This is a genomic window from Starkeya sp. ORNL1 (genome assembly GCF_012971745.1).
GTDB lineage: Bacteria > Pseudomonadota > Alphaproteobacteria > Rhizobiales > Xanthobacteraceae > Ancylobacter.
Genome location: NZ_CP048834.1, coordinates 4,514,715 through 4,538,668, shown reverse-complemented (window position 1 = coordinate 4,538,668; position 23,954 = coordinate 4,514,715). Strand labels below are relative to the sequence as shown.

Sequence of the window (23,954 nt, the reverse complement as noted above, 5' to 3'; positions counted from 1 at the left end):
TCGCGGCACCTCAGGATGACGTTCCGAGGTCTCAGAACGTGTCTGCCCCAAGGACGTTGAACGAACAGATGACCGCTCCCACCCGCCGCGCACGACTTGCATATGGCCGCTGGACGCCGTTCTGGTTCCTGGCGCCGGCGGTCATTGCGCTGTTCCTGATCGGCATCTATCCGACGCTGTTCGCGCTGGTCACTTCGCTCCGGCGCTACAATCTCACGCGCTCGCGTGACGGCTTTCCGTTCGTCGGCCTCGACAACTACGTGCAGGTGCTCACCGATCCGACCTTCTGGGAGACGCTGGGGCGCACCGGCGCCTTCTTTCTCTCGGTGATGCCGGTGCAGATCGGGCTCGGCCTCGTCATCGCGCTGATGCTGCATCGCCCGGGGCTCGGCCTGCTGCGCAGTGTCGCCCGGGTGTCGCTGGTGGTGCCGCTCGCCACCACCTATGCCGTGGTCGGCCTGCTGGGGCGGCTGATCTTCAACCGCGACTTCGGCGTCGCCAACGCCTTTATCGGCCTGTTCGGCCTCGAGCCGATCGACTGGCTGGGCGATCCCACCGGCGCCTTCATCGCCATCTGCGCCATGGATATCTGGCAGTGGACGCCGTTCTGCGCGCTGATCTTCCTGTCCGGCCTGTCCATGGTGCCGGTGGAGATCGAGGAGGCAGCGCGACTGGAGACCACCAGCAAATGGGCGCTGCTGCGGCAGGTGCAACTGCCGTATCTGCTGCCCGGCTTCACCGCCATGCTGATCCTGCGCTCGGCCGACGTGCTGAAGCTGTTCGACGCCGTCTTCACCATGACCCGCGGCGGCCCGGGCGCGGCGACCGAGCTGATCTCGATCTATATCCAGCGCGTCGGCTTCCGCGTGTTCGACATGGGCCTCGCCTCGGCGCAGGCGCTGTTGCTGCTGGTGCTCACCATCCTGCTGGCGCGCATCTATATCCGCTTCTTCTACAAGGAGATCGAGCCATGAGTGGACGCTTCCGCGGCCGCCTCCTGCACGCGCTCGGCCTCATTGCGATGCTGGTCTTCACCATCTTCCCGTTCTTCTGGATGGTGTCCTCGTCCTTCAAGACGCAGACCGACCTGCTGGCCTCGCCGCCGGTCTGGCTGTTCCGGCCGACGCTCGCCAATTATGCCGACGTGTTTGCCGACCAGAAGGTGGTCGACGCGGTGATCAATTCGCTGATCGTCGCCATCGGCAGCACCGGCCTCGCTGTGCTGCTTGGCACGCCCGCCGCGTTCGCCCTCGCCCGCTACGAATTCCGCGGCAAGGCGGACCTCTGGTTCTGGTTCATCTCCAACCGATTCATCAGCCCGATCGTGCTGGCGCTGCCGATCTATCTGCTGGCGCAGAGCGCGGGGCTGCTCGATACCCACCTCGTGCTGATCCTCGTCTACATCACCTTCATCCTGCCGATCGTGATCTGGATCTCCACCGACCAGTTCCGCTCCATTCCGAAGGAACTGGAAGAGGCGGCGCGGCTGGAGGGCGCCAGCCAGTTCGACATCTTCCGCCGCATCTATCTGCCGCTCGGCCTGCCCGGCATCGCGGTGTCCGCCATATTCGGCTTCATCTTCTCCTGGAACGAGCTGCTCTACGCCCTCGTGCTGACGCGCCGCTCGGTGCAGACCGCGCCGGTCGTCGCGACCAGCTTCATGTCCGGCTACGAACTGCCATGGGGAAAGATCATGGCGACCGGCACCGTCATCGTGCTGCCGGTCACCATCTTCGCGCTCCTGGTGTCGCGCCACATGGTGCGCGGCCTGACCATGGGAGCCACCAAATGAACATTGCTGTGACAAGACGGTCCGGCGCGGAGGTCGAGGACCGATGAGCTATCTGAAACTCGAAGCCGTTGAGAAGAGCTACGGCAACGTCCAGGTCATTCGCGGCGTCGACATCGTCGCCGAGAAGGGCGAGTTCGTGGTCTTTGTCGGCCCGTCCGGCTGCGGCAAGTCCACCTTGCTGCGCATGGTCGCCGGCCTCGAGGAGGTCTCCGGCGGCGAGATCTATATCGACGGCGTGCGGGTGACCGACACCGAGCCGGCGCATCGGCAGGTGTCGATGGTGTTCCAGTCCTATGCGCTGTTCCCGCATATGAGCGTGCGCGACAATATCGGCTTCGGCCTGAAGATGTCGAAGGTGCCGAAGGCCGAGATCGACCGCCAGGTGGCGGAGGCCGCGCGCATATTGCGCATGGAGAACCTGCTCGACCGCAAGCCGCGCCAGCTCTCCGGCGGGCAGCGCCAGCGCGTCGCCATCGGCCGCGCCATCGTGCGGCACCCCAAGCTGTTCCTGTTCGACGAGCCGTTGTCGAACCTCGACGCCGAACTGCGCACCCAGATGCGGGTCGAGATCGCCAAGCTGCACCGCAACCTCGGCGTCACCATGATCTACGTGACCCACGACCAGGTCGAGGCGATGACGCTGGCGGACCGCATCGTGGTGCTGCGCGCCGGCCAGGTGGAGCAGATCGGTTCGCCGAAAGATCTTTACGAGAAGCCGGCTAATATCTTCGTCGCCGGCTTCATCGGTTCGCCGAAGATGAACTTCCTCGCGGCGACCATCGCCGGCAGCGACGGCAACGCCATTGAGATCGCCCATCCCTCGCTGACCGCACCGCTGCGCATCGCTCCCCGCGCCGGGAACGGCGCCATCCCGCCGGTCGGCGAGACGGTGACGCTGGGCATTCGCCCTGAGCACATCACGCTCGATGCCGGCGACAACCGCATCGCGCTCACCGCCGACCTGTCCGAGAGCCTAGGCGGCAGCACGCTGGTCTATGGGCAGGCTGCTGCCGGCGAAACCGTGACGCTGCAGACCGCGGGCTGGCGCTCACTGGACAAGGGAGAGCGCTTCACCGCCGGCTTCGACGCAGCGCAGGCCTATCTGTTCGACAAGGACGGCCGGGCGCTCTGAGTGCGCCTTGCCGCAAGAGGTGATCGCATGCGGTTCAACGGCAAGCGGATCCTGATAACCGGTGCTGGCAAAGGTATCGGCCGCGCCGCGGTGAAACTGCTGAGCCGGCAGGGCGCGGACATCGTCGCGCTCAGCCGCTCGGCCGAGGACCTTGAGACCCTCACGGCGGAATTCGGCTGCCGCCCGCTCAAAGTCGATCTCGCCGACGCCGAGCAGACCCGGGCGGCTGCCCGCGAGACCTTGCCGGTCGACCTGCTGGTGAACTGCGCCGGCGTCGTCGAGATGCAGCCGGTGCTCGACACCTCGGTCGAGGCCTTCGACCTGCATATGGCGGTGAACTGCCGCGCGCCGCTGATCCTGTCGCAGGAATATGCCCGCGACCGGATCGCCAAAGGCCTGCCCGGCGCCATCGTCAATGTATCGAGCATCGCCTCCTTCATCGGCTTCGCCAACCACGCCGCCTATTGCGCCTCGAAAGGTGCGCTCGACGGGCTGACGCGGGTGATGGCGAACGAGCTGGGACACAAGGGCATCCGGGTGAACGGCGTGCACCCCGTCGTGACGATGACGCCGATGGCGGTGAAGGCCTGGAGCGATCCCGCCAAGTCCGGCCCGATGCTGTCCCGCATCCCGATGCAGCGCTTCGTCGAGCCTGACGAGGTCGCCGCGGTGATCGCCTTTCTGCTCTCGGACGACGCCTCGATGGTCAACGGCATCGATATGCCGGTCGATGGCGGCTTCCTCATCAATTAGCCGGCCGCCGCCGCGCGCGGCGCTTGCCTCTGAAGGAGACGACGATGAAAGCCCTGGTTCTCGAGCGCATCAAGCAGCTCAGCATGCGGGAAATCGACCTGCCGCTCGACGTCGGGCCGACCGACGTGAAGATCAAGCTCGACACCGTCGGGGTCTGCGGCAGCGACGTGCATTACTACACCCATGGCCGCATCGGCCCCTTCGTCGTCAATGCGCCGATGGTGCTCGGCCATGAGGCCGCCGGCGTCGTCACCGAGATCGGCAGCAAGGTCACCAACCTCAAGGTCGGCGACCGCGTCTGCATGGAGCCGGGCATTCCGGACCTGTCGTCGCGCGCCTCCAAGCTCGGCCTCTACAATGTCGATCCGAGCGTGGTGTTCTGGGCGACGCCGCCGGTCCATGGCTGCCTCACGCCCTATGTCGTGCATCCCGCTGCCTTCACCTTCAAGCTGCCGGACAATGTCTCATTCGCCGAAGCCGCCATGGTCGAGCCCTTCGCGGTCGGCGTTCAGGCCGCGGTGAAGGCGGAGATCAAGCCGGGCGACATCGGCGTCGTCACCGGCGCGGGGCCGATCGGCATCATGGTCGCGCTCGCCGCCTTGCTTGGCGGCTGCTCGCGGGTTTTCATCTCCGATCTTGTGGCGGAAAAGCTTGCCATCGCCGCGCGCTATCCCGGCATCACCGCGGTGAATGTGCGGGAGAAATCGCTGCGCGAGGCCGTGCTCGCCGAGACCGATGACTGGGGCGCGGATGTCGTGTTCGAGGCCAGCGGGTCGCCGAGGGCCTATGAGGGCCTGCCGGATGTGATCCGGCCGGGCGGCAAGCTGGTGGTGATCGGCATGCCGGTGGAGCCGGTGGCGCTCGACATGTCCTCCTACGCCGCCAAGGAGATCCGCATCGAGACCGTGTTCCGCTATGCCAACGTCTTCGACCGCGCGCTCGCCATGATTGCCTCGGGCAAAGTGGACCTGAAGCCGCTGGTCACCGGCACCTTCACCTTCGATGAAAGCATCGCCGCCTTCGAGCGCGCCGAAGAGGCCCACCCGACCGACGTGAAGCTGCAGATCAAGATGTAGGACTCGTTGCGGCCGACCCGCAATCCCAGTTGGCCCTCATCCCCGGGCTTGCCCCGGGGATCCAGCCCATCCGCATGCACCCGGTCGAAGTCTGGGTGGCCGGGTCAAGTCGGGCCATGAGGGTGGAAGGGGCGTTTCCCACGGCTGGAATTGTTAGCCGTCGCCTGCGCGACCCTCACACCGGCGTCGGCTCGGTTCCCGCCGCCGGCGGCGGGGCCGCCTGCTTCTTGCCGGGGCCGACCAGTGCGCGGATCGTGACATAGAAGACCGGCGTCAGGAACAGCCCGAACACGGTGACGCCGAGCATGCCGAAGAACACCGCGGTGCCGAGCGCCTGGCGCATCTCGGCGCCCGGCCCGGTGGCGATCAGTAGCGGCACGACGCCGAGGATGAAGGCGAACGCCGTCATCAATATCGGGCGCAGCCGCAGCCGGCAGGCTTCCACCACCGCGGAAATCGGATCCCGGCCCTCCCGCGCCTCGGCCTCGCGCGCGAATTCGACGATCAGGATAGCGTTCTTGGCCGCGAGGCCGACCAGCACGATCAGGCCGATCTGGGTCAGGATGTTGTTGTCCTGCCCTCGGGCCATGACGCCGAGCAGCGCCGAGAGCACCGCCATCGGCACGATCAGGATGATGGCGAGCGGCAGCGACCAGCTCTCATATTGTGCGGCGAGCACCAGGAACACGAACAGCACCGACAGCGCGAAGATGAAGATCGCGGTGTTGCCGGTCGCCCGCTCCTGGTAGGCGAGTTCGGTCCATTCGAAGGTCGAGCCCTGCGGCAGCGTCTCGCCGGCGAGCTGGGTCATGATATCGAGCGCCTCGCCCGAGGAGACGCCCGGCGCCGCACCGCCCTGCAGCGGCACCGAGGTGTACATGTTGTAGCGCTGGATCAGGTCCGGCCCCGAGACTTCGCGGACATCGACCAGCGTGCCGAGTGGCACCAGCGCGCCGTTCGCCGCGCGCACCCGGAGATTGGCGATCTGGCGGATATCCTGGCGGAAGTGCTGGTCGGCCTGCGCCCGCACCTGGTAGACGCGGCCGAACGCATTGAAATCATTCACATAGGCGGTGCCGAGATTCTGCTGCAGCGTGTCGAAGATGCTGCTGATCGGCACGTTGAGTGTTTCGGCCTTCTGCCGGTCGATGTTCAGGAAGATCTGCGGCGAGTTCGCCGAGAAGGTGGTGAAGACGCCGGCCAGCTTCGGATTCTGCCGGGCCTTGCCCATCAGCTCGAACGTGGCGGCGAGGACGCGGCGCACGTCCGGCCCGATCCGCTCCTGGACCTGCATCTTGAAGCCGCCGGAATTGCCGATGCCGCGTACCGGCGGCGGCGGAATGGCGATGATGAACGCCTCCTCCACCGCCTGCATGCGGACAAACAGGTCCTTGATGATCTTGTCGGCGCTCAGCCCTTCCTTCACCCGCTCCTCGAACGGCTGGAACGGCACGAACACCGCCGCGGAATTGGTCGCATTGGTGAAGGTCGCCGCCGAGAAGCCGGCAAAGGCCACGGCGTGGGCAGCACCGGGCGTCGCTCGCGCGATATCCGAGACCCGCCGCGTCACCCGGTCGGTGCGCGAGAGCGAGGCACCGTCCGGCAATTGCACGACGATGATGGCATAGCCCTGGTCGAGCGTCGGGATGAAGCCGCGCGGCACCGCCCCCACTACCCACACCGTCGCCGCCAGCAGGCCGGCATAGATCGGCAGCATGATGAATTTGCGCCGCACCACGACGTCGACGCTGCGCGCATAGCCGTGCGCCATGCGATCAAAGCCGCGATTGAAGCCGCCCGCCAGCCGTCCGCCGAAACGGGTGAGCGCATTGCCGACCTTGTCGTGATTATGCGGCCTGAGCAGTATCGCGGCGAGCGCCGGCGACAGCGTCAGCGAGATGAAAGCGGAAATGAAGGTCGAGACCGCGATGGTCAGCGCGAACTGGCGGTAGAACTGCCCGGAAATGCCCGGGATGAACGCCGTCGGCACGAATACCGCGCCCAGCACCAGTGCGATGGCGATGACCGCGGTGCCGACCTGGTCCATGGTCTCGTGCGCCGCATCGCGCGGCGACATGCCGAGGCTGATATTGCGCTCGACATTCTCGACCACGACGATGGCGTCGTCGACTACGATGCCGATCGCCAGCACCATGCCGAACAGCGTCAGCGTGTTGAGCGAGAAGCCGAACACCGCCATCACCGCGCAGGTGCCGATCAGCGAGACCGGGATGGCGATGATCGGGATCAGCGCCGAGCGCCAGCTCTGCAGGAACACCAGAATGACCAGCACGACGAGCAGCACCGCCTCGCCGAGTGTGTGATAGACGGCATTCACCGACTCCGCGATGAACCGCGTCGGATTATAGACGATGGTGTACTGGAGCCCCTGCGGGAAGGCCTGCTTCAGCTCCTCCATCTTGGCGATGATCTCGGCGGCCGTGGCCAGCGCATTGGTGTTCGGTCGCTGGAAGATGACCATCGCCACCGCCGGCTTGCCGTCCAGATAGGAATTGGTGACGTAGTCCTGCGCGCCGAGCTCGACACGGGCGACGTCGCCGAGGCGCGTCAGCTTGCCGTCCTCGGTGGAGCGGACGATGACGCGGCGGAATTGTGCCGCGTCCTGGAACCGCCCTTGCGTGTTCACCGTGATCTGGAAGGCGGCGTCCGAGCTGATCGGCTCCTGGCCCAAAGCACCGCTCGACACCTGGACGTTCTGCGCCTGGATCGCCTTGACCACGTCGGACGAGGTCAGGCCCAGCGTCGCCAGCTTGTCGGGATCGAGCCAGACGCGGATGCTGTACTGCCGCTCGCCGAAAATGGTGAGATCGCCGACGCCCTCAAGCCGCAGCAGGTCGTCGCGGATATTGTTGCGCGCATAGTTCGACACATAGAGCTGGTCGTAGGTGTCGTCCGGCGAGAACATATGGATGACCATCATCAAATCGGGCGACGATTTGAGCGTGGTCACGCCAAGGCGGCTCACCTCCTCCGGCAGGCGTGGCTGGGCGATCGCGACCCGGTTCTGGACCAGCACCTGCGCTTGGTCGAGGTCGGTGCCGAGCTTGAAGGTGATGGTCAGCGACATGTTGCCGTCGCTGGTGGCGTAGGAGGACATGTAGAGCATGTTCTCGACGCCGTTGATCTGCTGCTCCAGCGGCGTCGCCACCGTGGCCGCGACGGTCTCGGCATTGGCGCCGGGATAGGAGGCCCGCACCACGATGGTGGGCGGCACGATCTCCGGATATTGCGCCACCGGCAGGCCGAGATAGGCAATGAAGCCGACCAGCGAGATGACGATCGCGATCACCGCGGCGAAGATCGGCCGGTCGATGAAGAAATGAGAGAAGCGCATGGTCTTCCCTCAGTTCGGCGCAGCGGCGACGGCAGGCAGCGTGGTCAGCTTCGGCTCGATCTTGGTGCCGGGCCGCACCTTCGCCAGCCCGTTGACGACGATGAGTTCGTCGCCTTTCAGCCCCTCGCGGATGATGCGGTAGCCGTCGCGGCGCGGACCGACCCGCACCTTTCGCTGGCTGATGACATTGTCCGGTCCGACGATGAAGACGACGCGGCTGTCCTGGTCGGTGCCGAGCGCCTCCTCCGGCACCAGCACACCCTGGTACTTGTCCGAAGCGAGGATGCTGATGCGGCCGAACTGGCCCGGCTTCAAGGACAGGTCCTTGTTGTCCAGCACCGCGCGGGCACGCAGCGTTCCGCTGGCATTGTCGAGGCGATTATCGGTGAAGTCGATGCGCCCCTTGTGCGTCGGCTCGGTCTCGTCGGAGGTTGCGACCAGCACCTCATTGAGCCGATCCTCGCGCGACACGTTGAGCGCGCCGGCGGTGACCTTCTGGTATTCGAGATAGGACCGCTCATCGACGTCGAAATTGAAGTAGATCGGGTCCACCGACACGATGTTGGTGAGGATCGTGTCGTTTGCCGTCACCAGATTGCCGATCGATACATAGCGCCGCGACATGCGGCCTGAGATCGGAGCGCGGATCTCGGTGAACTGTATGTCGAGCTGCATGCGGCTCAGCGTCGACATGGCGCGGCTGACATCGGCCTTGGCGGTGGCCAGCGTCTGGGCGCGCTCGTCGAAATTCTGCAGCGCGATGTAGCCGGTCGGGCGAAGATTCTTCGCCCGCTCGAAATCGGCAGTGGCGAAGTCGAGCCTTGCCTTGGCGGATTCCAGGCTCGCTTCGGCCTCGTCGAGCGCCGTCTGGTAGGGACGCTGGTCGATGGTGAACAGCAGATCACCCGCCTTCACGATCGCGCCGTCGGTGAAATGGATCTTGTCGACATAGCCTGAGACGCGGGCGCGGATGTCGATCTGGTCCACCGCCTCGAAGCGGCCGATGAAGTCATCGACCTCGACGACATCCTTCATCAACGGCTTGGCGACGGTCACGGCCGGCGGCGGCGCGTTCTGCGCTACCGCTGGCGACAGCACCGGCGCGGCGCCGGCCATCAGCAACAGGGCCGCGCCGAGACGCATGCCGATTGAGTTCAGGCCCGATCCATGCGTGCGTGCGACTTGCATCCGACCTGCCCTCGTCATCAGCTGGCGCGATCCTAGCGCGTGTGCCCGGTGCACGGTCAAGAATTCGCCGGTGGTCGCATCAGCCCTTTGGCTTAGCCGGGCCAGATGCGCTTACAGCTTCGACCCGCCATCGACCCGCAGCGTGTCGCCGGTGATCCAGCGTGCATCCTCGGACGCGAGGAAGACAGCGACCGGTCCGACATCATCGGCCTCGCCGATGCGCTGCAAGGCCTGCATGCCGAGCACATAGCCACGCCCCTCCTCGGTCTTGGCGAAGCTCGACATGTCGGTATTTATGACGCCGGGCGCTATGGCGTTGACGCGGATGCCGCGGGCGCCGAGCGCTGACGCGAAGTGCTTGACCAGCGTGTCCACCGCGCCCTTCGTCGCCGAATAGGCCGGCAGCGTGCCGACGGCGGCATGAGCGGCCAGCGACGACACCATGATGATGCTGCTGCCGTGGCTCATGATCGGCAGCAATTGCTGCACCAGGAAGAAGGGTGCGCGGACATTGACGGCGAACAGCGCGTCGAAATCCTCGACCGTGGTCTCCTCGATGGTTGCGTTCCTGGATATGCCGGCATTGGCGACAAGTATGTCGAGCCGATCGCCGACGATGGCGCGAACCTGCCGTGCCAGCTGATGGGGACCGTCCGGCGCGGCGAGATTGGCCATCAACGCATCGGCACGCCCGCCTTGGCTGCGGATCTGCGCGACGACGGCCTCAGCCTCGGTTGCGCTGTTGCCATAATGGACCAGCACCTGCGCTCCGGCCTCCGCAAGAGCCAGGACGCTGGCGCGACCCATGCCGCGAGAGGCGCCGGTGACGAGAGCGGTCTTTCCCAGAAGCTTTTCCATGACAGCCAGTCCTCCAGTATATGGCAACCACCCGGATCGCGCTCAGTCTGCAGGCCGAGCCCGCCAACGAATTGCCTTCCGGTTGGCCCGTAACCTAGATTTCCATGGCTCGGCCGAAAAAGACTTTGTAAGTTGCCAGTCATATCTCGCAGGCATGGCCGGGATGGAACTCAGACACCTTCGCTACTTCATCGCCGTCGCCGAGGAGGGCAGCCTGACCACCGCGGCGGAGCGGCGCCTGCACACCGCCCAACCCTCGCTGAGCCGCCAGATACGGGATCTGGAATACGAGGTCGGCGCCCCGCTTCTGCTCCGCCATGCCCGCGGCGTCGAGCTCACCGCCGCCGGCCGCGTCTTCCTCGATCACGCGCGCCTGGCGCTTGCCCAGGTCGATGCCGGCAAGGAAGCGGCGCGGCGGATCGCGAGGCCGGCCAAGCCGACTTTCGCCCTCGGCTTCCTCACTGGCCAGGAGATGGACTGGCTGCCGGAAGCGATGCGCATCCTCCGGGACGAACTGCCGAATATGGAGGTCACCATTGCCAGCCGGTATTCGCCCGACCTCGCCGACGCCCTGAAGGACGGCGAGTTGGACCTCGCTTTCATGCGGCCGGAGCCGCGCTTCCCCGAACTGGAATTCAAGGTGGTCACGACCGAGCCGCTCGTCGTCATATTGCCGAGCGATCATCGCCTGGCGCGGCAGGCCGCCATCGATCCGCATGAGCTGAAGGGAGAGACCTTCATCAATGTATCGAAGACCGCCCCCGCCTTGCGGCTGGTCATCGACGCCTATCTGGAGCGGCTGGACCTCGGCATGGCAACCGAACACGAGGTCGATAATCTGGCGATGGCCATGTCGCTCGTTGCCTCCACCCGCGGCGTGGCGCTGCTGCCTGCCTATGCGCAGAACTTCCTGCCCTGGTCTGTCATAAGCCGGCCGCTAAGTGGCCACCCACCGACGATAGATCTCGTGGTCGGCTACAAGACAATGAATACCTCCGCGACCCTGAAGCTGTTCCTTTCACAGCTGGATAGGCTCATCGAGCGCGTTTCGAAGAAATCGGCGCACTGACCGGCGGGAGATCTGATCCTCCGCTTTGGCGCCCGATGGGCTTCCCTTATAGAACCGTCATGAACGAGCCCACGCCCCTGATCCCCACCGCCCCCGTCATCCGCACCGTCGAGCCCGGGGACATGCCCGCCATCGCCGCGCTGTACGCCGATGCGGTGCGCACCGGCACCGCCTCTTTCGAGACCGAGCCGCCGGACGATGCTGAGATGGCCATCCGCATGGCGCGGCTCATCTCCGGCGGATTTCCCTATCTCGTCGCCGAAGATCCGCGCCAAGGCGTGCTCGGCTATGCCTATGCCGGCCCCTATCGGACGCGGCCGGCCTATCGCTGGACGGTGGAGAATTCAGTCTATGTGCGGCCGGAAACCCAAGGCCGCGGTATCGGCCGGGCGCTGCTCAGTGCGATCGTGCATGAATCCGAGCGTCGCGGCTTCCGCCAGATGGTGGCGGTGATCGGCGACAGCGCCAATGCAGCCTCCATCGGCCTGCACGCCGCCCTTGGCTTTCGTCTGGTAGGGACGTTGGAGGCGGTCGGCTTCAAGCACGGCCGCTGGCTCGACACCGTGCTGATGCAGCGCCCGCTCGGCGAGGCGGCAATCCGCGCGCCGGGCGACGCGGACTAGATGCGACCTGATCGCAAAAGTTCTCCAACTTTTGCGGAACAGGCTCTAACCCACCGCCCGTACCGGCTTGTCCAGTACCGCGATGACCCGGGCGAGGTCGTGACCGCGCTTCAGGATCAGGCCGGTCTGCGTAACAACCGTATAGGCGCCCTGCTTGCGGGCGAGCCGCGGATCCTTCTCGATGCGGTAGATCGGCACCTCGGTGGAGCGGCGGAAGATGGAGAACACCGCGCGCTCCTTCATGAAGTCGATGGCGTAGTCGCGCCATTCGCCCAGCGCCACCATGCGTCCATAGAGGTGAAGGATGCGGTCGAGTTCGCGGCGGTCGAAAGTCACGCAGGGGATCTTCTCGCTGGCCGGCTTGTCTGTGGCGGGCCTGTCCGCAACCTGTCTCTCGGGCGGCCGCTCCGCCGGCCACTCGCGGCGCCCGGCGTGAAACGCTATGGGTTCGATATCGGCCAATGGCCCCTCCCTAGTCGCGCCCGGTACGGGCCGTCATTCACCCGTCATGATCGTCCTCGGGCCGGCCGGCTTCAAGCGGCATTGTTGACCAATTCGGGGTGATATGCCGTAGCGGGGTAAAAGGGCGGCGAATTCGCGCGGTAAGCTCACGCGCTCGTCAACCGAAATCATGAAGTCGCCCGATTTCGGCCCTTGCAACGCCAACGCGCAAGGCCATTTTCACACCATAGCGTTGGGCCGGTCCGCGAAGCGCTCCGGTTTCCCAGCCCCCCAGCCCCCCGTGGCGTTGAGTGGGCCGGCCTATCGTTCCGCGTAGGTTCAATCCCCCGATTGAAATCTCGGGCCGGCTCCCCAGCCGGCCCTATTTTTGTGCGCATGATCCTGACCGGCCCTCGTTCCCCGTGCTTGGCTCGGAGATTCAGCGGCACCGCATGCGTAAAGCCAGGTTCCCTGCTTGAATTGAACGTCGGACCAGCCGCTCAGGGCAGCGGCGCCAGCGCGGCGCCGAGTATGGTGCCGGGGCTCGCCTGCGTCCCGGACTGCACCAGGATCGCGACGGAATCGATGGAATCGGCGCGGATTTCGTCGAGGCCGGTCTCGAAGCGGACCTCGCCGCCATTCCATTCGCCGAGCCGCGTCCAACCCCGCACCACATTGTGGTAGGTCATGGTCGAGCCTTCATTCTCGCCGCGGCCGATCTTCACCGTCACGTCGCTCGCCAGCGGGCAGAGCCACACCTCGCCATGGCCGGCGCCGGCCATGGTGCCGGTGCCCACCTTCACCGCGAGCTTGCCGTCTGTGGTGGCGATCGCCACCGGCACGCGCGGCACGGCGGCCGAGGCTAGCGCGCCGTCCAGCGCATCCTCGTCATTGCCCACCGCCATCACGCTGCCATTGAGGACCACTTGCGGCGTGAACATCTTGCCGTCGCCGCGCACCTTGGCATAGGCCTTCTGCCGCAGCGAATGGCCGTGCTTGGCCAGCGTGTCCTTCCAGCCGAGATAGTCCCAGTAATCGACCGCCAGCGTCAGCGCGACCACGTCCGGCCGCTTGGCGAGATCGCCCAGCAGCTTGTCGGCGGGCGGGCAGGAAGAGCAACCCTGGCTGGTGAAAAGTTCCACCACTGCCTTCGGCGCCGGCACCGCGTGGGGGGCCGGCTGCATGCCCGCCGCCACCGGGGTGACGACGGCGTCTTCGGCCAATGCCGCGACGGGCAAGCCAACGATCAGAAGGATGCCGATGACGACGATGTGGCACGGCGCCAGATGGCGCGGCAATACATGAATCATAATGTTGGAGGCGTCCTTCAGCGCACCCGTCCGAAGACCGGGTTAAGGCAATAGGACGGGCGGGAAGCCGGCACCAGTCACATTCGGGTGTCGCTCCGCACGGAAGAGTGAGCGGGCGCAACGCGCCCGCCCGGGTCCGTTACGGCTACGCCGCGAGGTTGCGCAGCACGTACTGTAGGATGCCGCCATTGCGGAAATAATCGAGTTCGTCGAGCGTATCGATGCGGCAGGTGAGCGGTACTTCCTTCACCGTGCCGTCGCCGAACACGATCTCGGCAATGAGCGTCTGGCGCGGCTTCAGGTCGCCCTCGATGCCGAGGATGGTGACGACCTCATCACCCTTGATGCCGAGCGACTGCCAGGATTCGTCGCCCTGGAAGGTCAGCGGCACGATGCCCATGCCGACCAGGTTCGAGCGGTGGATGCGCTCGAAGCTCTGGGTGATCACGGCGCGGATGCCGAGCAGCTTGGTGCCCTTGGCCGCCCAGTCGCGCGAGGAGCCGGTGCCGTATTCCTTGCCGGCGAACACCACGGTCGGCACGCCTTCCTGCTTGTAGAGCATGGCGGCGTTGTAGAGCGGCATCTCGGTGCCATCCGGCCAGTGGCGGGTGAAGCCGCCTTCCTTGCCGCCCAGCATCTGGTTCTTGACGCGGATATTGGCGAAGGTGCCGCGCATCATCACCTGGTGATTGCCGCGCCTCGTGCCGTACTGGTTGAAGTCGGCCGGGCGCACCTGGTGGTCGCGCAGATATTCGCCGGCCGGGCTCGCTTCCTTGATCGAACCGGCGGGCGAGATGTGGTCGGTGGTGATGGAATCGAGGAACAGACCGATCACCCGCGCCTTGATGATGTCGGTGACCGGCTCCGGATCCATCTCCATGCCGTCGAAATAAGGCGGGTTCTGCACATAGGTCGAGCGGTCGTCCCAGGCATAGGTCTCGCCCTTCGGCACCGCGATCTTCTGCCAGTTCTCGTCGCCCTTGAAGACGTCGGCATACTTCTCCTGGAACATCTTCTTGGTGACGTTCTCGCGGATGAAGGTCGCGATCTCCTGGTTCGACGGCCAGATGTCCTTCAGGAACACCGGCTGCCCGTCGGAACCGGTGCCGAGCGGCTCGGTGGTGAGGTCGATCTGCAGCGAGCCGGCGAGCGCATAGGCGACCACCAGCGGCGGCGAGGCGAGATAGTTCGCCTTCACGTCCGGATTGACGCGGCCCTCGAAGTTGCGGTTGCCCGATATCACGGCACCGGCGACGAGGTCGTTCTTGTTGATGGCCTCGGAGATCGGCTCCGGCAGCGGGCCGGAATTGCCGATGCAGGTGGTGCAGCCGAAGCCGACCAGGTTGAAGCCGACGGCGTCGAGTTCCTTCTGCAGGCCGGAGGCGTTGAGATAGCCTTCGACCACCTGCGAGCCCGGCGCCAGCGAGGTCTTGACCCACGGCTTCGAGGTGAGGCCCTTCGCCACCGCGTTGCGGGCCAGCAGGCCGGCGGCGATCAGCACGCTCGGGTTCGAGGTGTTGGTGCAGGAGGTGATGGCGGCGATGGTGACGTCGCCATGGCCGATCGTGTAATCCTTGCCTTCCACCGGCACGCGCTTGCCGGCTTCGCCCGGCTTCTTGAACTCGCCTTCCAGCGCGGCGAGGAAACCGGCCTTGGTGCCGGAGAGCAGCACGCGGTCCTGCGGGCGCTTCGGGCCGGCGAGCGAGGGCAGCACCGTCGAGATATCGAGCTCGATGATGTCGGTGAAGACCGGATCCGCCGTGCTGGCATCACGCCACATGCCCTGCGCCTTGGAATAGGCCTCCACCAGGGCGACGCGGTCGGCCTCGCGGCCGGTCTCGTCGAGATAGGCGATGGTCTCGCTGTCGGTCGGGAAGAAGCCGCAGGTCGCGCCATACTCGGGCGCCATGTTGCCGATGGTGGCGCGGTCGGCGAGCGAGAGGTGGTCGAGGCCGGGGCCGAAGAATTCGACGAACTTGCCGACCACGCCCTTCTTGCGCAGCATCTGGGTGACGGTGAGCACGAGATCGGTGGCGGTGATGCCCTCATTCATCTTGCCGGTCAGCCTGAAGCCGATCACCTCGGGGATGAGCATGGACACCGGCTGGCCGAGCATGGCGGCTTCCGCCTCGATGCCGCCGACGCCCCAGGCGAGCACGGCCAGGCCGTTCACCATGGTGGTGTGGCTGTCGGTGCCGACGCACGTATCGGGATAGGCGAGCGTCTCGCCATCCTCGGTCTTGGTCCACACCACCTGCGACAGGTATTCAAGGTTCACCTGGTGGCAGATGCCGGTGCCCGGCGGCACCACGCGGAAATTGGCGAAGGCCGACTGGCCCCACTTCATGAAGCGGTAGCGTTCCTGGTTCTGCTTGTACTCTTCCTCGACGTTCTTCTTGAACGCGGTGTTGTCGCCGAAGAAGTTCACGATCACCGAGTGGTCGATGACGAGGTCGACCGGCACCAGCGGATTGATGCGCTTGGGATCGCCGCCGAGATGCACCATGGCGTCACGCATGGCGGCGAGATCCACCACCGCCGGAACGCCGGTGAAGTCCTGCATCAGCACGCGCGCGGGACGGTAGGCGATCTCGCGTTCCGCCTTGCCGCGATTCACCAGCCATTCGTTGATGGAGATGATGTCGTCCTTGGTGACCGAGCGGCCATCCTCGAAGCGCAGCAGGTTCTCCAGCAGCACCTTCATCGAAAAGGGCAGCGCGGAGGCTCCCTCGAGGCCATTCCTCTCGGCATCGGGGAGGCTGAAATAAGTGTAGCTCTTGGAACCGACGGTGAGGGTCTTACGGCAATGAAAGCTGTCGAGTGCCACGGAAACACGTCCCCGAATTAGGAATGGCGCCATCGGCATACCGCCGGAACTTGGACAGGACGGAGCCGCGGGCTATAGCTCGCAGGGCTTCCTGCCATGGGACGGTACGTCGTTCGGTTTTCTTTATAGAGCGATTTCAAACGGCGATCATAGAGGGATGATGCAGTGCGAGGGCAAATAGTGCGCCGCAACGTGTGGTTGGGGCGCCGAAGCGAGCACCATTTGGGGACACCATGCGGCTGATCGCTGAAGGGCTGTCCTGCACGCGCGGCTCCCGCCTGCTGTTCCAGGATCTCGGTTTCTCGCTCGACCAAGGGCAGGCGCTGGTGGTGACCGGACCGAACGGCACCGGCAAGTCCTCGCTGCTGCGGCTCCTCGCCGGGCTCGCGACGCTGCAGGCCGGCACGGTCCGGCTGGAAGGCGGCTTGTCGGATGTCCCGCTTGGCGAGCAGGCGCACTATCTCGGCCACCTCGATGCCCACAAGGCCGCGCTTTCCGTCTCCGAGAACCTCGCCTTCTGGCGCACCGTGCTGGGCAGCCCGGCGCTGTCGGTCGATGAGGCGCTCGCAGAAGTCGGCCTCGCCGCGCTTGCCCGCCTGCCGGTCGCGGTGCTCTCCGCCGGCCAGAAGCGTCGCCTTGCGCTCGCCCGCCTCATCGTCGCCCGCCGGCCGCTCTGGCTGCTCGACGAGCCGACCACGGCTCTCGACATCAGTGCTCAGGCGCGCGTGAGCGCACTCGCGCGCGATCATCTCGCCTCCGGCGGCCTGATCGTCGCCGCCACCCATGCCCCGCTCGATTTCGGCACGACGCAGGAACTGCGCCTCGGCACGCCCATCATCGCGAGCGCGGCATGACCGCTTCTTTCCTCGCTCTGGTGAGGCGCGACCTGGCCCTGGCCCTGCGCGCCGGCGGCGGCGCCGGGCTCGGCGTCGTGTTCTTCCTCGCCGTGGTGGTGGTGACGCCCTTCGCCATCGGGCCGGACCTCGTGCTGCTCGCTCGCATCGGCCCGGCGATCTTGTGGATCGGCGCTCTGCTCGCCTGCCTGATCGGGCTCGACCGGCTGTTCGCGGCGGATGCCGAGGACGGCTCGCTCGACCTCATCTTCATGCTGGAACTGCCGGTCGAGCTGGCCGCCGCCGCCAAGGGCCTCGCCCATTGGCTGGCCACCGGCCTGCCGCTGGTCGTCGCCGCGCCGATCCTCGCCCTGCTGCTGAACCTGGAACCGGCGGCGACCGGGGCGGTGACGCTCACACTGCTGGTCGGCACCCCGGCGGTAACCTTCCTCGGCCTGGTCGGCGCCGCCTTCGCCAGCGCCTTCCGCCGCGGCGGATTGCTGGTGGCCGTGCTGGTGCTGCCGCTCACCATCCCGGTGCTGATCTTCGGCGTCGCAGCTACCTCTGCGGCGGTGACCGGGCCGGTGCCGTTCGGCACGCCCTTCCTGATGCTGGCCGGCCTGTCGGTCGGCGCGATGGTGCTCGGCCCGGTCGCCGCCGCCGCGGCACTGCGCGCCACCAGAGACTGAGCCGGCTTCATACCGGGCACCAGGGCCTCGGACCGGCCTTGGTGCAGCAATGCGCCGCAGCCTTCCCAATGCCCTGGCATGCCAGAAGTTTACGTGACGGCGGGTGCCGTCGCCAGACTGCGTCATTTGCCCCCGCCAATGCCTCACTTCATCGTGTTGCAGCACGGTGGAAGCCGTGTTAGGGAACCGCCGATCCTTCCGGAGGGTTGGGGTTCAAAGTACCCCCCGGACAGGTTGAAACCCTTGTAATTCTTGGGGAGTGAGCCCGCGCCGCGTTGGTCGTGGATCGCCCCGGACAGCCCGAGAGAGGCACGGTGGCCGAAACGTTCGTATCCGGGGTGGCAGGACGCTACGCGACCGCTCTGTTCGAGCTGGCCAGCGAAGCCGGCGCCATCGACGCCGTAAAGGCGGATCTCGACAGCTTCACCGCCATGATCGCCGAGAGCGACGATCTCAAGCGCCTGGTGCGCAGCCCGGTCTTCTCTGCCGAAGAGCAGGAGAAGGCCATTGTCGCCATTCTCGACAAGGCGGGCATCTCCGGCCTTGCCGCCAATTTCTTCAAGACCGTCGCCAGCAATCGCCGCCTGTTCGCGATCGAGGCCATCATCCGCGGCTTCGACGCCCTCGCCGCCGCGGCGAGGGGTGAGGTGGTTGCCGAGGTGACGGTGGCGCAGCCGCTGTCCGATGCGCACGCCGCGACCTTGAAGGAAGCTCTCGACACCATGACCGGCAAGCATGTGAAGCTTGCGGTCGAGGTCGACCCCTCGCTGCTCGGCGGGCTGAAGGTGAAGATCGGCTCCAGGCTGGTCGACGCCTCGCTCAAGACCAAGCTCAATTCTATCCGCTACGCGATGAAAGAGGTTCGCTGATGGATATCCGCGCCGCAGAAATTTCCGCGATCCTCAAGGAGCAGATCAAGAATTTCGGCCAGGAAGCCGAAGTCTCCGAGGTCGGTCAGGTCCTCTCCGTCGGTGACGGCATCGCCCGTGTCTACGGCCTCGACAATGTCCAGGCCGGCGAAATGGTCGAGTTCCCGGACGGCACCCGCGGCATGGCGCTGAACCTCGAGACCGACAATGTCGGCATCGTGATCTTCGGCTCCGACCGCTCCATCTCCGAAGGCGACACGGTGAAGCGCACCGGCGCCATCGTGGACGTGCCGGTCGGCAAGGGCCTGCTCGGCCGCGTCGTCGACGCGCTGGGCAACCCGATCGACGGCAAGGGCCCGATCGAGTCCACCGAGCGCCGCCGCGTCGACGTCAAGGCGCCGGGCATCATCCCGCGCAAGTCGGTCCATGAGCCGATGCAGACCGGCCTCAAGGCAATCGACGCGCTGATCCCGATCGGCCGCGGCCAGCGCGAGCTGATCATCGGCGACCGCCAGACCGGCAAGACCGCGATCGCGCTCGACACCATCCTGAACCAGAAGCCGATCAATGCCGGCGACGACGAGAAGGCCAAGCTCTATTGCGTCTATGTCGCGATCGGGCAGAAGCGCTCCACCGTCGCGCAGTTCGTGAAGGTGCTGGAGGAGCAGGGCGCGCTCGACTATTCCATCATCGTCGCCGCCACCGCCTCCGACGCCGCGCCGATGCAGTTCCTGGCGCCGTTCTCCGGCACCGCCATGGGCGAGTTCTTCCGCGACAACGGCATGCACGCCCTCATCATCCATGACGACCTGTCCAAGCAGGCCGTGGCGTACCGCCAGATGTCGCTGCTGCTGCGCCGCCCGCCGGGCCGCGAAGCCTATCCGGGCGACGTGTTCTATCTCCACTCGCGCCTGCTGGAGCGCGCCGCGAAGCTCAATGACGACAACGGCGCCGGCTCGCTGACAGCCCTGCCCGTCATTGAGACGCAGGCCAACGACGTGTCGGCCTATATCCCGACCAACGTCATCTCCATCACCGACGGCCAGATCTTCCTGGAGTCCGACCTGTTCTTCCAGGGCATCCGCCCAGCGGTGAATGTCGGCCTCTCGGTGTCCCGCGTGGGTTCGTCCGCGCAGATCAAGGCGATGAAGCAGGTCGCCGGCAAGATCAAGGGCGAGCTCGCCCAGTATCGTGAGCTCGCGGCCTTCGCCCAGTTCGGCTCCGATCTCGACGCCGCGACGCAGAAGCTGCTGAACCGCGGCGCCCGCCTCACCGAGCTGCTGAAGCAGTCGCAGTTCTCGCCGCTGAAGGTCGAGGAGCAGGTGGTGGTGATCTTCGCCGGCACCAACGGCTATCTCGACGGCCTGCCGGTCGCCAAGGTGCGCGCGTTCGAGAACGGCCTGCTGCTGTTCCTGCGCACCAACAACGCCGACATCCTCGATGCCATCCGCACGTCCAAGGAACTATCCAAGGACACCACGGAAAAGCTGACGAAGGCGATCGATGCCTTCGCCAAGACCTTCGCCTGATCAGGCAGCGGGGAACGCACTCGGATGCCGAGCCTCAAGGATCTGCGCAACCGCATCGCTTCGGTGAAGGCGACGCAGAAGATCACCAAGGCGATGCAGATGGTCGCCGCCGCCAAGCTGCGGCGCGCCCAGACTGCTGCCGAGGCCGCGCGCCCCTATGCCCAGCGCATGGAGACGGTGCTCGGCAACATTGCCGGCGCCGTCTCGGGTGGCCCGGACGCGCCGCTGCTGCTCACCGGCACCGGCAAGGACGACGTGCACCTGCTGCTCGTGCTGACCGCCGAGCGCGGCCTGTGCGGCGCCTTCAACTCCTCGATCGTCCGCCTCGCCCGCGAGCGCGCCTATGCGCTGATGGGCCAGGGCAAGACGGTCAAGATCTTCTGCGTCGGCCGCAAGGGCTATGACCCGCTGCGCCGGCTGTTCCCGACCCAGATCGTCGAAGTGGTCGAGCTGCGCAGCAACAAGGGCGTGACCTTCGCCGACGCGCAGGCCATTGCCGAGAAGATCTCGGCGATGTTCTCCGCCGGCGAGTTCGACATCGCGACCCAGTTCTTCAGCCGCTTCCAGTCGGTGATCTCGCAGATCCCGACCGCCCAGCAGATCATCCCGGCGACCTTCCCGGAAGCCGCCGTGGCTGCGAACGGCGCGGTGGCGGTCTATGATTACGAGCCCGAGGAAGCCCAGATCCTCGCGGATCTCCTGCCGCGCAACCTCGCGGTGCAGATTTTCAAGGCGCTGCTCGAGAATGGCGCGTCCGAACAGGGCGCGCGCATGAGCGCGATGGACAATGCGACCCGCAACGCGGGCGACATGATCAAGAAACAGACTCTGACCTACAACCGCACGCGCCAGGCGATGATCACGAAGGAACTCATCGAGATCATCTCCGGCGCTGAGGCGCTGTGAGGCACGGACCCGAAAGGACGACAGACATGGCTAAGGTCGGACGCATCACGCAGGTCATCGGCGCCGTCGTGGACGTGCAGTTCGAGGATCATCTCCCGCATATCCTCAACGCCCTCGAGACCACCAACAACGGCAACCGCCTCGTGCTGGAAGTCGCCCAGCATCTCGGCGAGAACACTGTCCGCACCATCGCCATGGACTCGACCGAGGGTCTGGTCCGCGGCCGCGAGGTCACCGATACCGGCGGGCCGATCTCGGTGCCGGTCGGCATTGCCACGCTCGGCCGCATCATGAACGTCATCGGCGAGCCGGTGGACGAAGCCGGCCCGGTGGTCGGCGAGACCACCCGCGGCATCCACCAGCCGGCCCCCACCTATGCCGAGCAGTCGACCGAGGCCGAGATCCTCGTCACCGGCATCAAGGTCGTCGACCTGCTGGCACCCTACTCCAAGGGCGGCAAGGTCGGCCTGTTCGGCGGCGCCGGCGTCGGCAAGACGGTGCTCATCATGGAGCTCATCAACAACATCGCGAAGGCGCACGGCGGTTACTCCGTGTTCGCCGGCGTCGGCGAGCGCACCCGCGAGGGCAACGATCTCTATCACGAGATGATCGAGTCCAAGGTGAACGTCGATCCGCACGAGAATGGCGGCTCCTCCGCCGGCTCCAAGTGCGCGCTGGTCTATGGCCAGATGAACGAGCCGCCGGGCGCCCGCGCCCGCGTCGCGCTTACCGGCCTCACCGTCGCCGAGCACTTCCGCGACCAGGGCCAGGACGTGCTGTTCTTCGTCGACAACATCTTCCGCTTTACCCAGGCGGGTTCAGAAGTGTCGGCTCTGCTCGGCCGTATCCCTTCGGCGGTGGGTTATCAGCCGACGCTCGCCACCGACATGGGCGCGCTGCAGGAGCGCATCACCACCACCACCAAGGGTTCGATCACCTCGGTGCAGGCCATCTATGTGCCCGCCGACGACCTGACCGACCCGGCGCCGGCCACCTCCTTCGCCCATCTCGACGCCACCACCGTGCTGTCGCGCTCGATCGCGGAGAAGGGCATCTATCCGGCGGTCGACCCGCTGGACAGCACCTCGCGCATCCTCTCGCCGCTGGTCATCGGCGAGGAGCATTACGCGGTGGCCCGCCAGGTGCAGCAGACGCTGCAGCGCTACAAGTCGCTTCAGGACATCATCGCCATCCTGGGCATGGACGAGCTCTCGGAAGAGGACAAGACCACGGTCGCCCGCGCCCGCAAGATCGAGCGCTTCCTCTCCCAGCCCTTCCACGTCGCCGAAGTGTTCACCGGTTCGCCGGGCAAGCTGGTCGACCTCGCCGACACCATCAAGGGCTTCAAGGGCCTTGTTGAAGGCAAGTACGACCACCTGCCGGAGCAGGCCTTCTACATGGTCGGCACCATTGAAGAGGCGATCGAGAAGGGCAAGAAGCTCGCCGCCGAGGCCGCGTGATCCGTTCCTGATCGACGCAGCCTGACGCAGCCTCTGGAGGACCTATGGCCACCTTTCCGTTTGAACTCGTCTCGCCGGAGCGCCTCGTCTATTCCGGCGCGGTGACCGAGGTCATCGTGCCAGGCAGCGAAGGCGAATTCGGCGTGCTCGCCGGCCATGCGCCCTTCGTCTCGACGCTGAAGCCCGGCGTGCTCACCATCAAGGGCGACGGCGCGGAGAAGAAGCTGTTCGTGCGTGGCGGCTTTGCCGAAGCCAATCCGGCAGGCCTCACCGTGCTCGCCGAGACAGCCGTGCCGCTCTCCGAGCTCAGGCACGAGCTGCTCGCGCAGATGATCAAGGACGCCGAGGAAGACGTCGAGGACGCCAAGGGCGACGCCGCCATGCTGAGGGCGACGAGCTATCTCGACGCGCTGAAGACGACCGCCGCCGCCATCGAAGCGGACGCGCACTCCGTGCGCATTGAGCGGCTTGGAGTTTCCTGACGACCGCGAATTCCTGACGACCGAGGGGCCGCCGCTGGCGGCCCTTTGCTTATGTGGAGCCCGGAAGCCATGACCGAGACCTTCAGCGCCACCGCTTGGGAGCGCAATCTCCCGGTGTTCGAAGCCATTTGCACCATGCCCTTCGTCGAAGCGCTGGCCGACGGCTCGCTCAGCCTTGACCGGTTCCGCCACTTCATCATCCAGGATTCGCACTACCTCATCGCCTTTGCCCGCGCCCTGGCGCTGGCCGCGGCGAAGGCCGACGATCCCGCGGGCATCGTGCAGTTCAGCCGGGCCGCCCACGACGCCGTGGTGGTGGAGCGCTCGCTGCATGACGATTATTTCATCCGCTTCGGCATCTCGCGCGAGGATTTCACCGACACTCCGCTGTCTCCGGTGTGCGATCACTATGTGAACTTCCTCGTCGCCAAGGCGCATGCCGAGCCGTATCCGGTGGTATTGGCGACCGTGCTGCCCTGCTTCTGGATCTATGCCGAGGTCGGCCGCGACATCCTCGCCCGCGCCGTGCGCCCCAACCCCTATGACGCCTGGATCGATACCTATGCCGGCGAGGAGTTCCACGAGGTGGTGCGCGCCGCGATCGAGGCGACCGACCGCGCGGCCCTGAAAGCCGCGCCGGAGACGCTCGCGGCGATGCATGCCGCCTATGCGCGGGCGAGCCAGCTCGAATGGATGTTCTGGGATTCCGCATGGCGGCTGGCGCAATGGCCGGTGGGCTGAACGCGACGCCGGCGAATAAGC

Annotated in this window: 21 protein-coding genes; 15 read left to right on the top strand and 6 right to left on the bottom strand. The window is 66.0% G+C overall.

The window, feature by feature from the left end; translation table 11 throughout:
* Positions 1-68 precede the first annotated feature (68 nt).
* From G3545_RS21555 to G3545_RS21535, 5 genes are read left to right on the top strand one after another with little or no spacing between them, the layout of a single operon-like run.
* Positions 69-974, top strand: coding sequence for a sugar ABC transporter permease (locus tag G3545_RS21555; protein ID WP_170015525.1), 906 nt, complete (start codon positions 69-71; stop codon positions 972-974).
* Positions 971-1,792 (top strand): carbohydrate ABC transporter permease, encoded by an 822-nt coding sequence (locus G3545_RS21550; RefSeq protein WP_170015523.1) that lies wholly within the window; start codon positions 971-973, stop codon positions 1,790-1,792. The genes G3545_RS21555 and G3545_RS21550 overlap by 4 nt, the downstream gene beginning before the upstream one ends.
* 43 nt (positions 1,793-1,835) lie before the next feature.
* Positions 1,836-2,924: a sn-glycerol-3-phosphate ABC transporter ATP-binding protein UgpC gene (gene ugpC / locus G3545_RS21545; RefSeq protein ID WP_170015521.1), complete on the top strand. Its 1,089-nt coding sequence runs from the start codon at positions 1,836-1,838 to the stop codon at positions 2,922-2,924.
* Between the two features lie 27 nt (positions 2,925-2,951).
* Positions 2,952-3,677 carry an SDR family oxidoreductase gene (locus tag G3545_RS21540; RefSeq protein ID WP_170015519.1) on the top strand — a complete coding sequence of 242 codons (726 nt, stop codon included), beginning with the start codon at positions 2,952-2,954 and terminating at the stop codon, positions 3,675-3,677.
* 44 nt (positions 3,678-3,721) lie between these two features.
* Positions 3,722-4,753: an NAD(P)-dependent alcohol dehydrogenase gene (locus tag G3545_RS21535; RefSeq protein WP_170015517.1), complete on the top strand. Its 1,032-nt coding sequence runs from the start codon at positions 3,722-3,724 to the stop codon at positions 4,751-4,753.
* Positions 4,754-4,928: 175 nt separating this feature from the next.
* Here G3545_RS21535 and G3545_RS21530 read toward each other — a convergent pair whose 3' ends face one another.
* The 3 genes from G3545_RS21530 to G3545_RS21520 all read right to left on the bottom strand — a co-directional run bounded on the left by G3545_RS21530 (position 4,929) and on the right by G3545_RS21520 (position 10,154).
* Complete coding sequence (locus tag G3545_RS21530; RefSeq protein WP_170015515.1) at positions 4,929-8,108, bottom strand: multidrug efflux RND transporter permease subunit; 3,180 nt, start codon at positions 8,106-8,108, stop codon at positions 4,929-4,931.
* 9 nt (positions 8,109-8,117) lie between these two features.
* On the bottom strand, positions 8,118-9,251 hold the full coding sequence (locus G3545_RS21525; protein WP_170015513.1) for an efflux RND transporter periplasmic adaptor subunit: 1,134 nt from the start codon (positions 9,249-9,251) through the stop codon (positions 8,118-8,120).
* A gap of 156 nt (positions 9,252-9,407) precedes the next feature.
* On the bottom strand, positions 9,408-10,154 hold the full coding sequence (locus G3545_RS21520) for an SDR family oxidoreductase (protein WP_170015511.1): 747 nt from the start codon (positions 10,152-10,154) through the stop codon (positions 9,408-9,410).
* On the opposite strand from G3545_RS21520, the gene G3545_RS21515 reads away from it, so the two are divergent.
* Positions 10,153-11,223, top strand: a complete 1,071-nt coding sequence (locus G3545_RS21515) for a LysR family transcriptional regulator (protein ID WP_348644591.1) — start codon at positions 10,153-10,155, stop codon at positions 11,221-11,223. The genes G3545_RS21520 and G3545_RS21515 overlap by 2 nt on opposite strands.
* A gap of 59 nt (positions 11,224-11,282) precedes the next feature.
* Positions 11,283-11,846, top strand: coding sequence for a GNAT family N-acetyltransferase (locus tag G3545_RS21510; protein WP_170015509.1), 564 nt, complete (start codon positions 11,283-11,285; stop codon positions 11,844-11,846).
* Positions 11,847-11,891: 45 nt separating this feature from the next.
* On the opposite strand, the gene G3545_RS21505 is transcribed toward G3545_RS21510, so the two are convergent.
* From G3545_RS21505 to acnA, 3 genes are all read right to left on the bottom strand, one after another.
* On the bottom strand, positions 11,892-12,191 hold the full coding sequence (locus tag G3545_RS21505) for a DUF2794 domain-containing protein (protein ID WP_206151468.1): 300 nt from the start codon (positions 12,189-12,191) through the stop codon (positions 11,892-11,894).
* 596 nt (positions 12,192-12,787) lie between these two features.
* Positions 12,788-13,597, bottom strand: coding sequence for a DUF1223 domain-containing protein (locus G3545_RS21500; protein ID WP_170015507.1), 810 nt, complete (start codon positions 13,595-13,597; stop codon positions 12,788-12,790).
* Between the two features lie 145 nt (positions 13,598-13,742).
* Positions 13,743-16,424 carry an aconitate hydratase AcnA gene (gene acnA / locus G3545_RS21495; RefSeq protein ID WP_281411683.1) on the bottom strand — a complete coding sequence of 894 codons (2,682 nt, stop codon included), beginning with the start codon at positions 16,422-16,424 and terminating at the stop codon, positions 13,743-13,745.
* 233 nt (positions 16,425-16,657) lie between these two features.
* Here acnA and ccmA point away from each other — a divergent pair, with 233 nt between their 5' ends.
* From ccmA to tenA, 8 genes are all read left to right on the top strand, one after another.
* On the top strand, positions 16,658-17,278 hold the full coding sequence (ccmA, locus tag G3545_RS21490) for a heme ABC exporter ATP-binding protein CcmA (protein ID WP_170015503.1): 621 nt from the start codon (positions 16,658-16,660) through the stop codon (positions 17,276-17,278).
* Positions 17,275-17,946, top strand: coding sequence for a heme exporter protein CcmB (gene ccmB, locus G3545_RS21485; protein ID WP_170015501.1), 672 nt, complete (start codon positions 17,275-17,277; stop codon positions 17,944-17,946). The genes ccmA and ccmB overlap by 4 nt, the downstream gene beginning before the upstream one ends.
* Before the next feature lie 314 nt (positions 17,947-18,260).
* Entirely contained in the window at positions 18,261-18,815 is a 555-nt protein-coding gene (locus G3545_RS21480) for a F0F1 ATP synthase subunit delta (protein WP_170015499.1), read from the top strand.
* On the top strand, positions 18,815-20,344 hold the full coding sequence (atpA, locus tag G3545_RS21475; RefSeq protein ID WP_170015497.1) for a F0F1 ATP synthase subunit alpha: 1,530 nt from the start codon (positions 18,815-18,817) through the stop codon (positions 20,342-20,344). The genes G3545_RS21480 and atpA overlap by 1 nt, the downstream gene beginning before the upstream one ends.
* 24 nt (positions 20,345-20,368) lie before the next feature.
* On the top strand, positions 20,369-21,250 hold the full coding sequence (locus tag G3545_RS21470; protein WP_170015495.1) for a F0F1 ATP synthase subunit gamma: 882 nt from the start codon (positions 20,369-20,371) through the stop codon (positions 21,248-21,250).
* A gap of 26 nt (positions 21,251-21,276) precedes the next feature.
* Positions 21,277-22,710 carry a F0F1 ATP synthase subunit beta gene (gene atpD / locus G3545_RS21465; RefSeq protein ID WP_170015493.1) on the top strand — a complete coding sequence of 478 codons (1,434 nt, stop codon included), beginning with the start codon at positions 21,277-21,279 and terminating at the stop codon, positions 22,708-22,710.
* Between the two features lie 44 nt (positions 22,711-22,754).
* Positions 22,755-23,192 (top strand): F0F1 ATP synthase subunit epsilon, encoded by a 438-nt coding sequence (locus tag G3545_RS21460; protein WP_170015491.1) that lies wholly within the window; start codon positions 22,755-22,757, stop codon positions 23,190-23,192.
* A gap of 69 nt (positions 23,193-23,261) precedes the next feature.
* A complete protein-coding gene (tenA, locus tag G3545_RS21455) occupies positions 23,262-23,933 on the top strand; it encodes a thiaminase II (RefSeq protein ID WP_170015488.1) in 672 nt (223 codons plus the stop codon).
* The last annotated feature ends 21 nt before the right edge of the window (positions 23,934-23,954 follow it).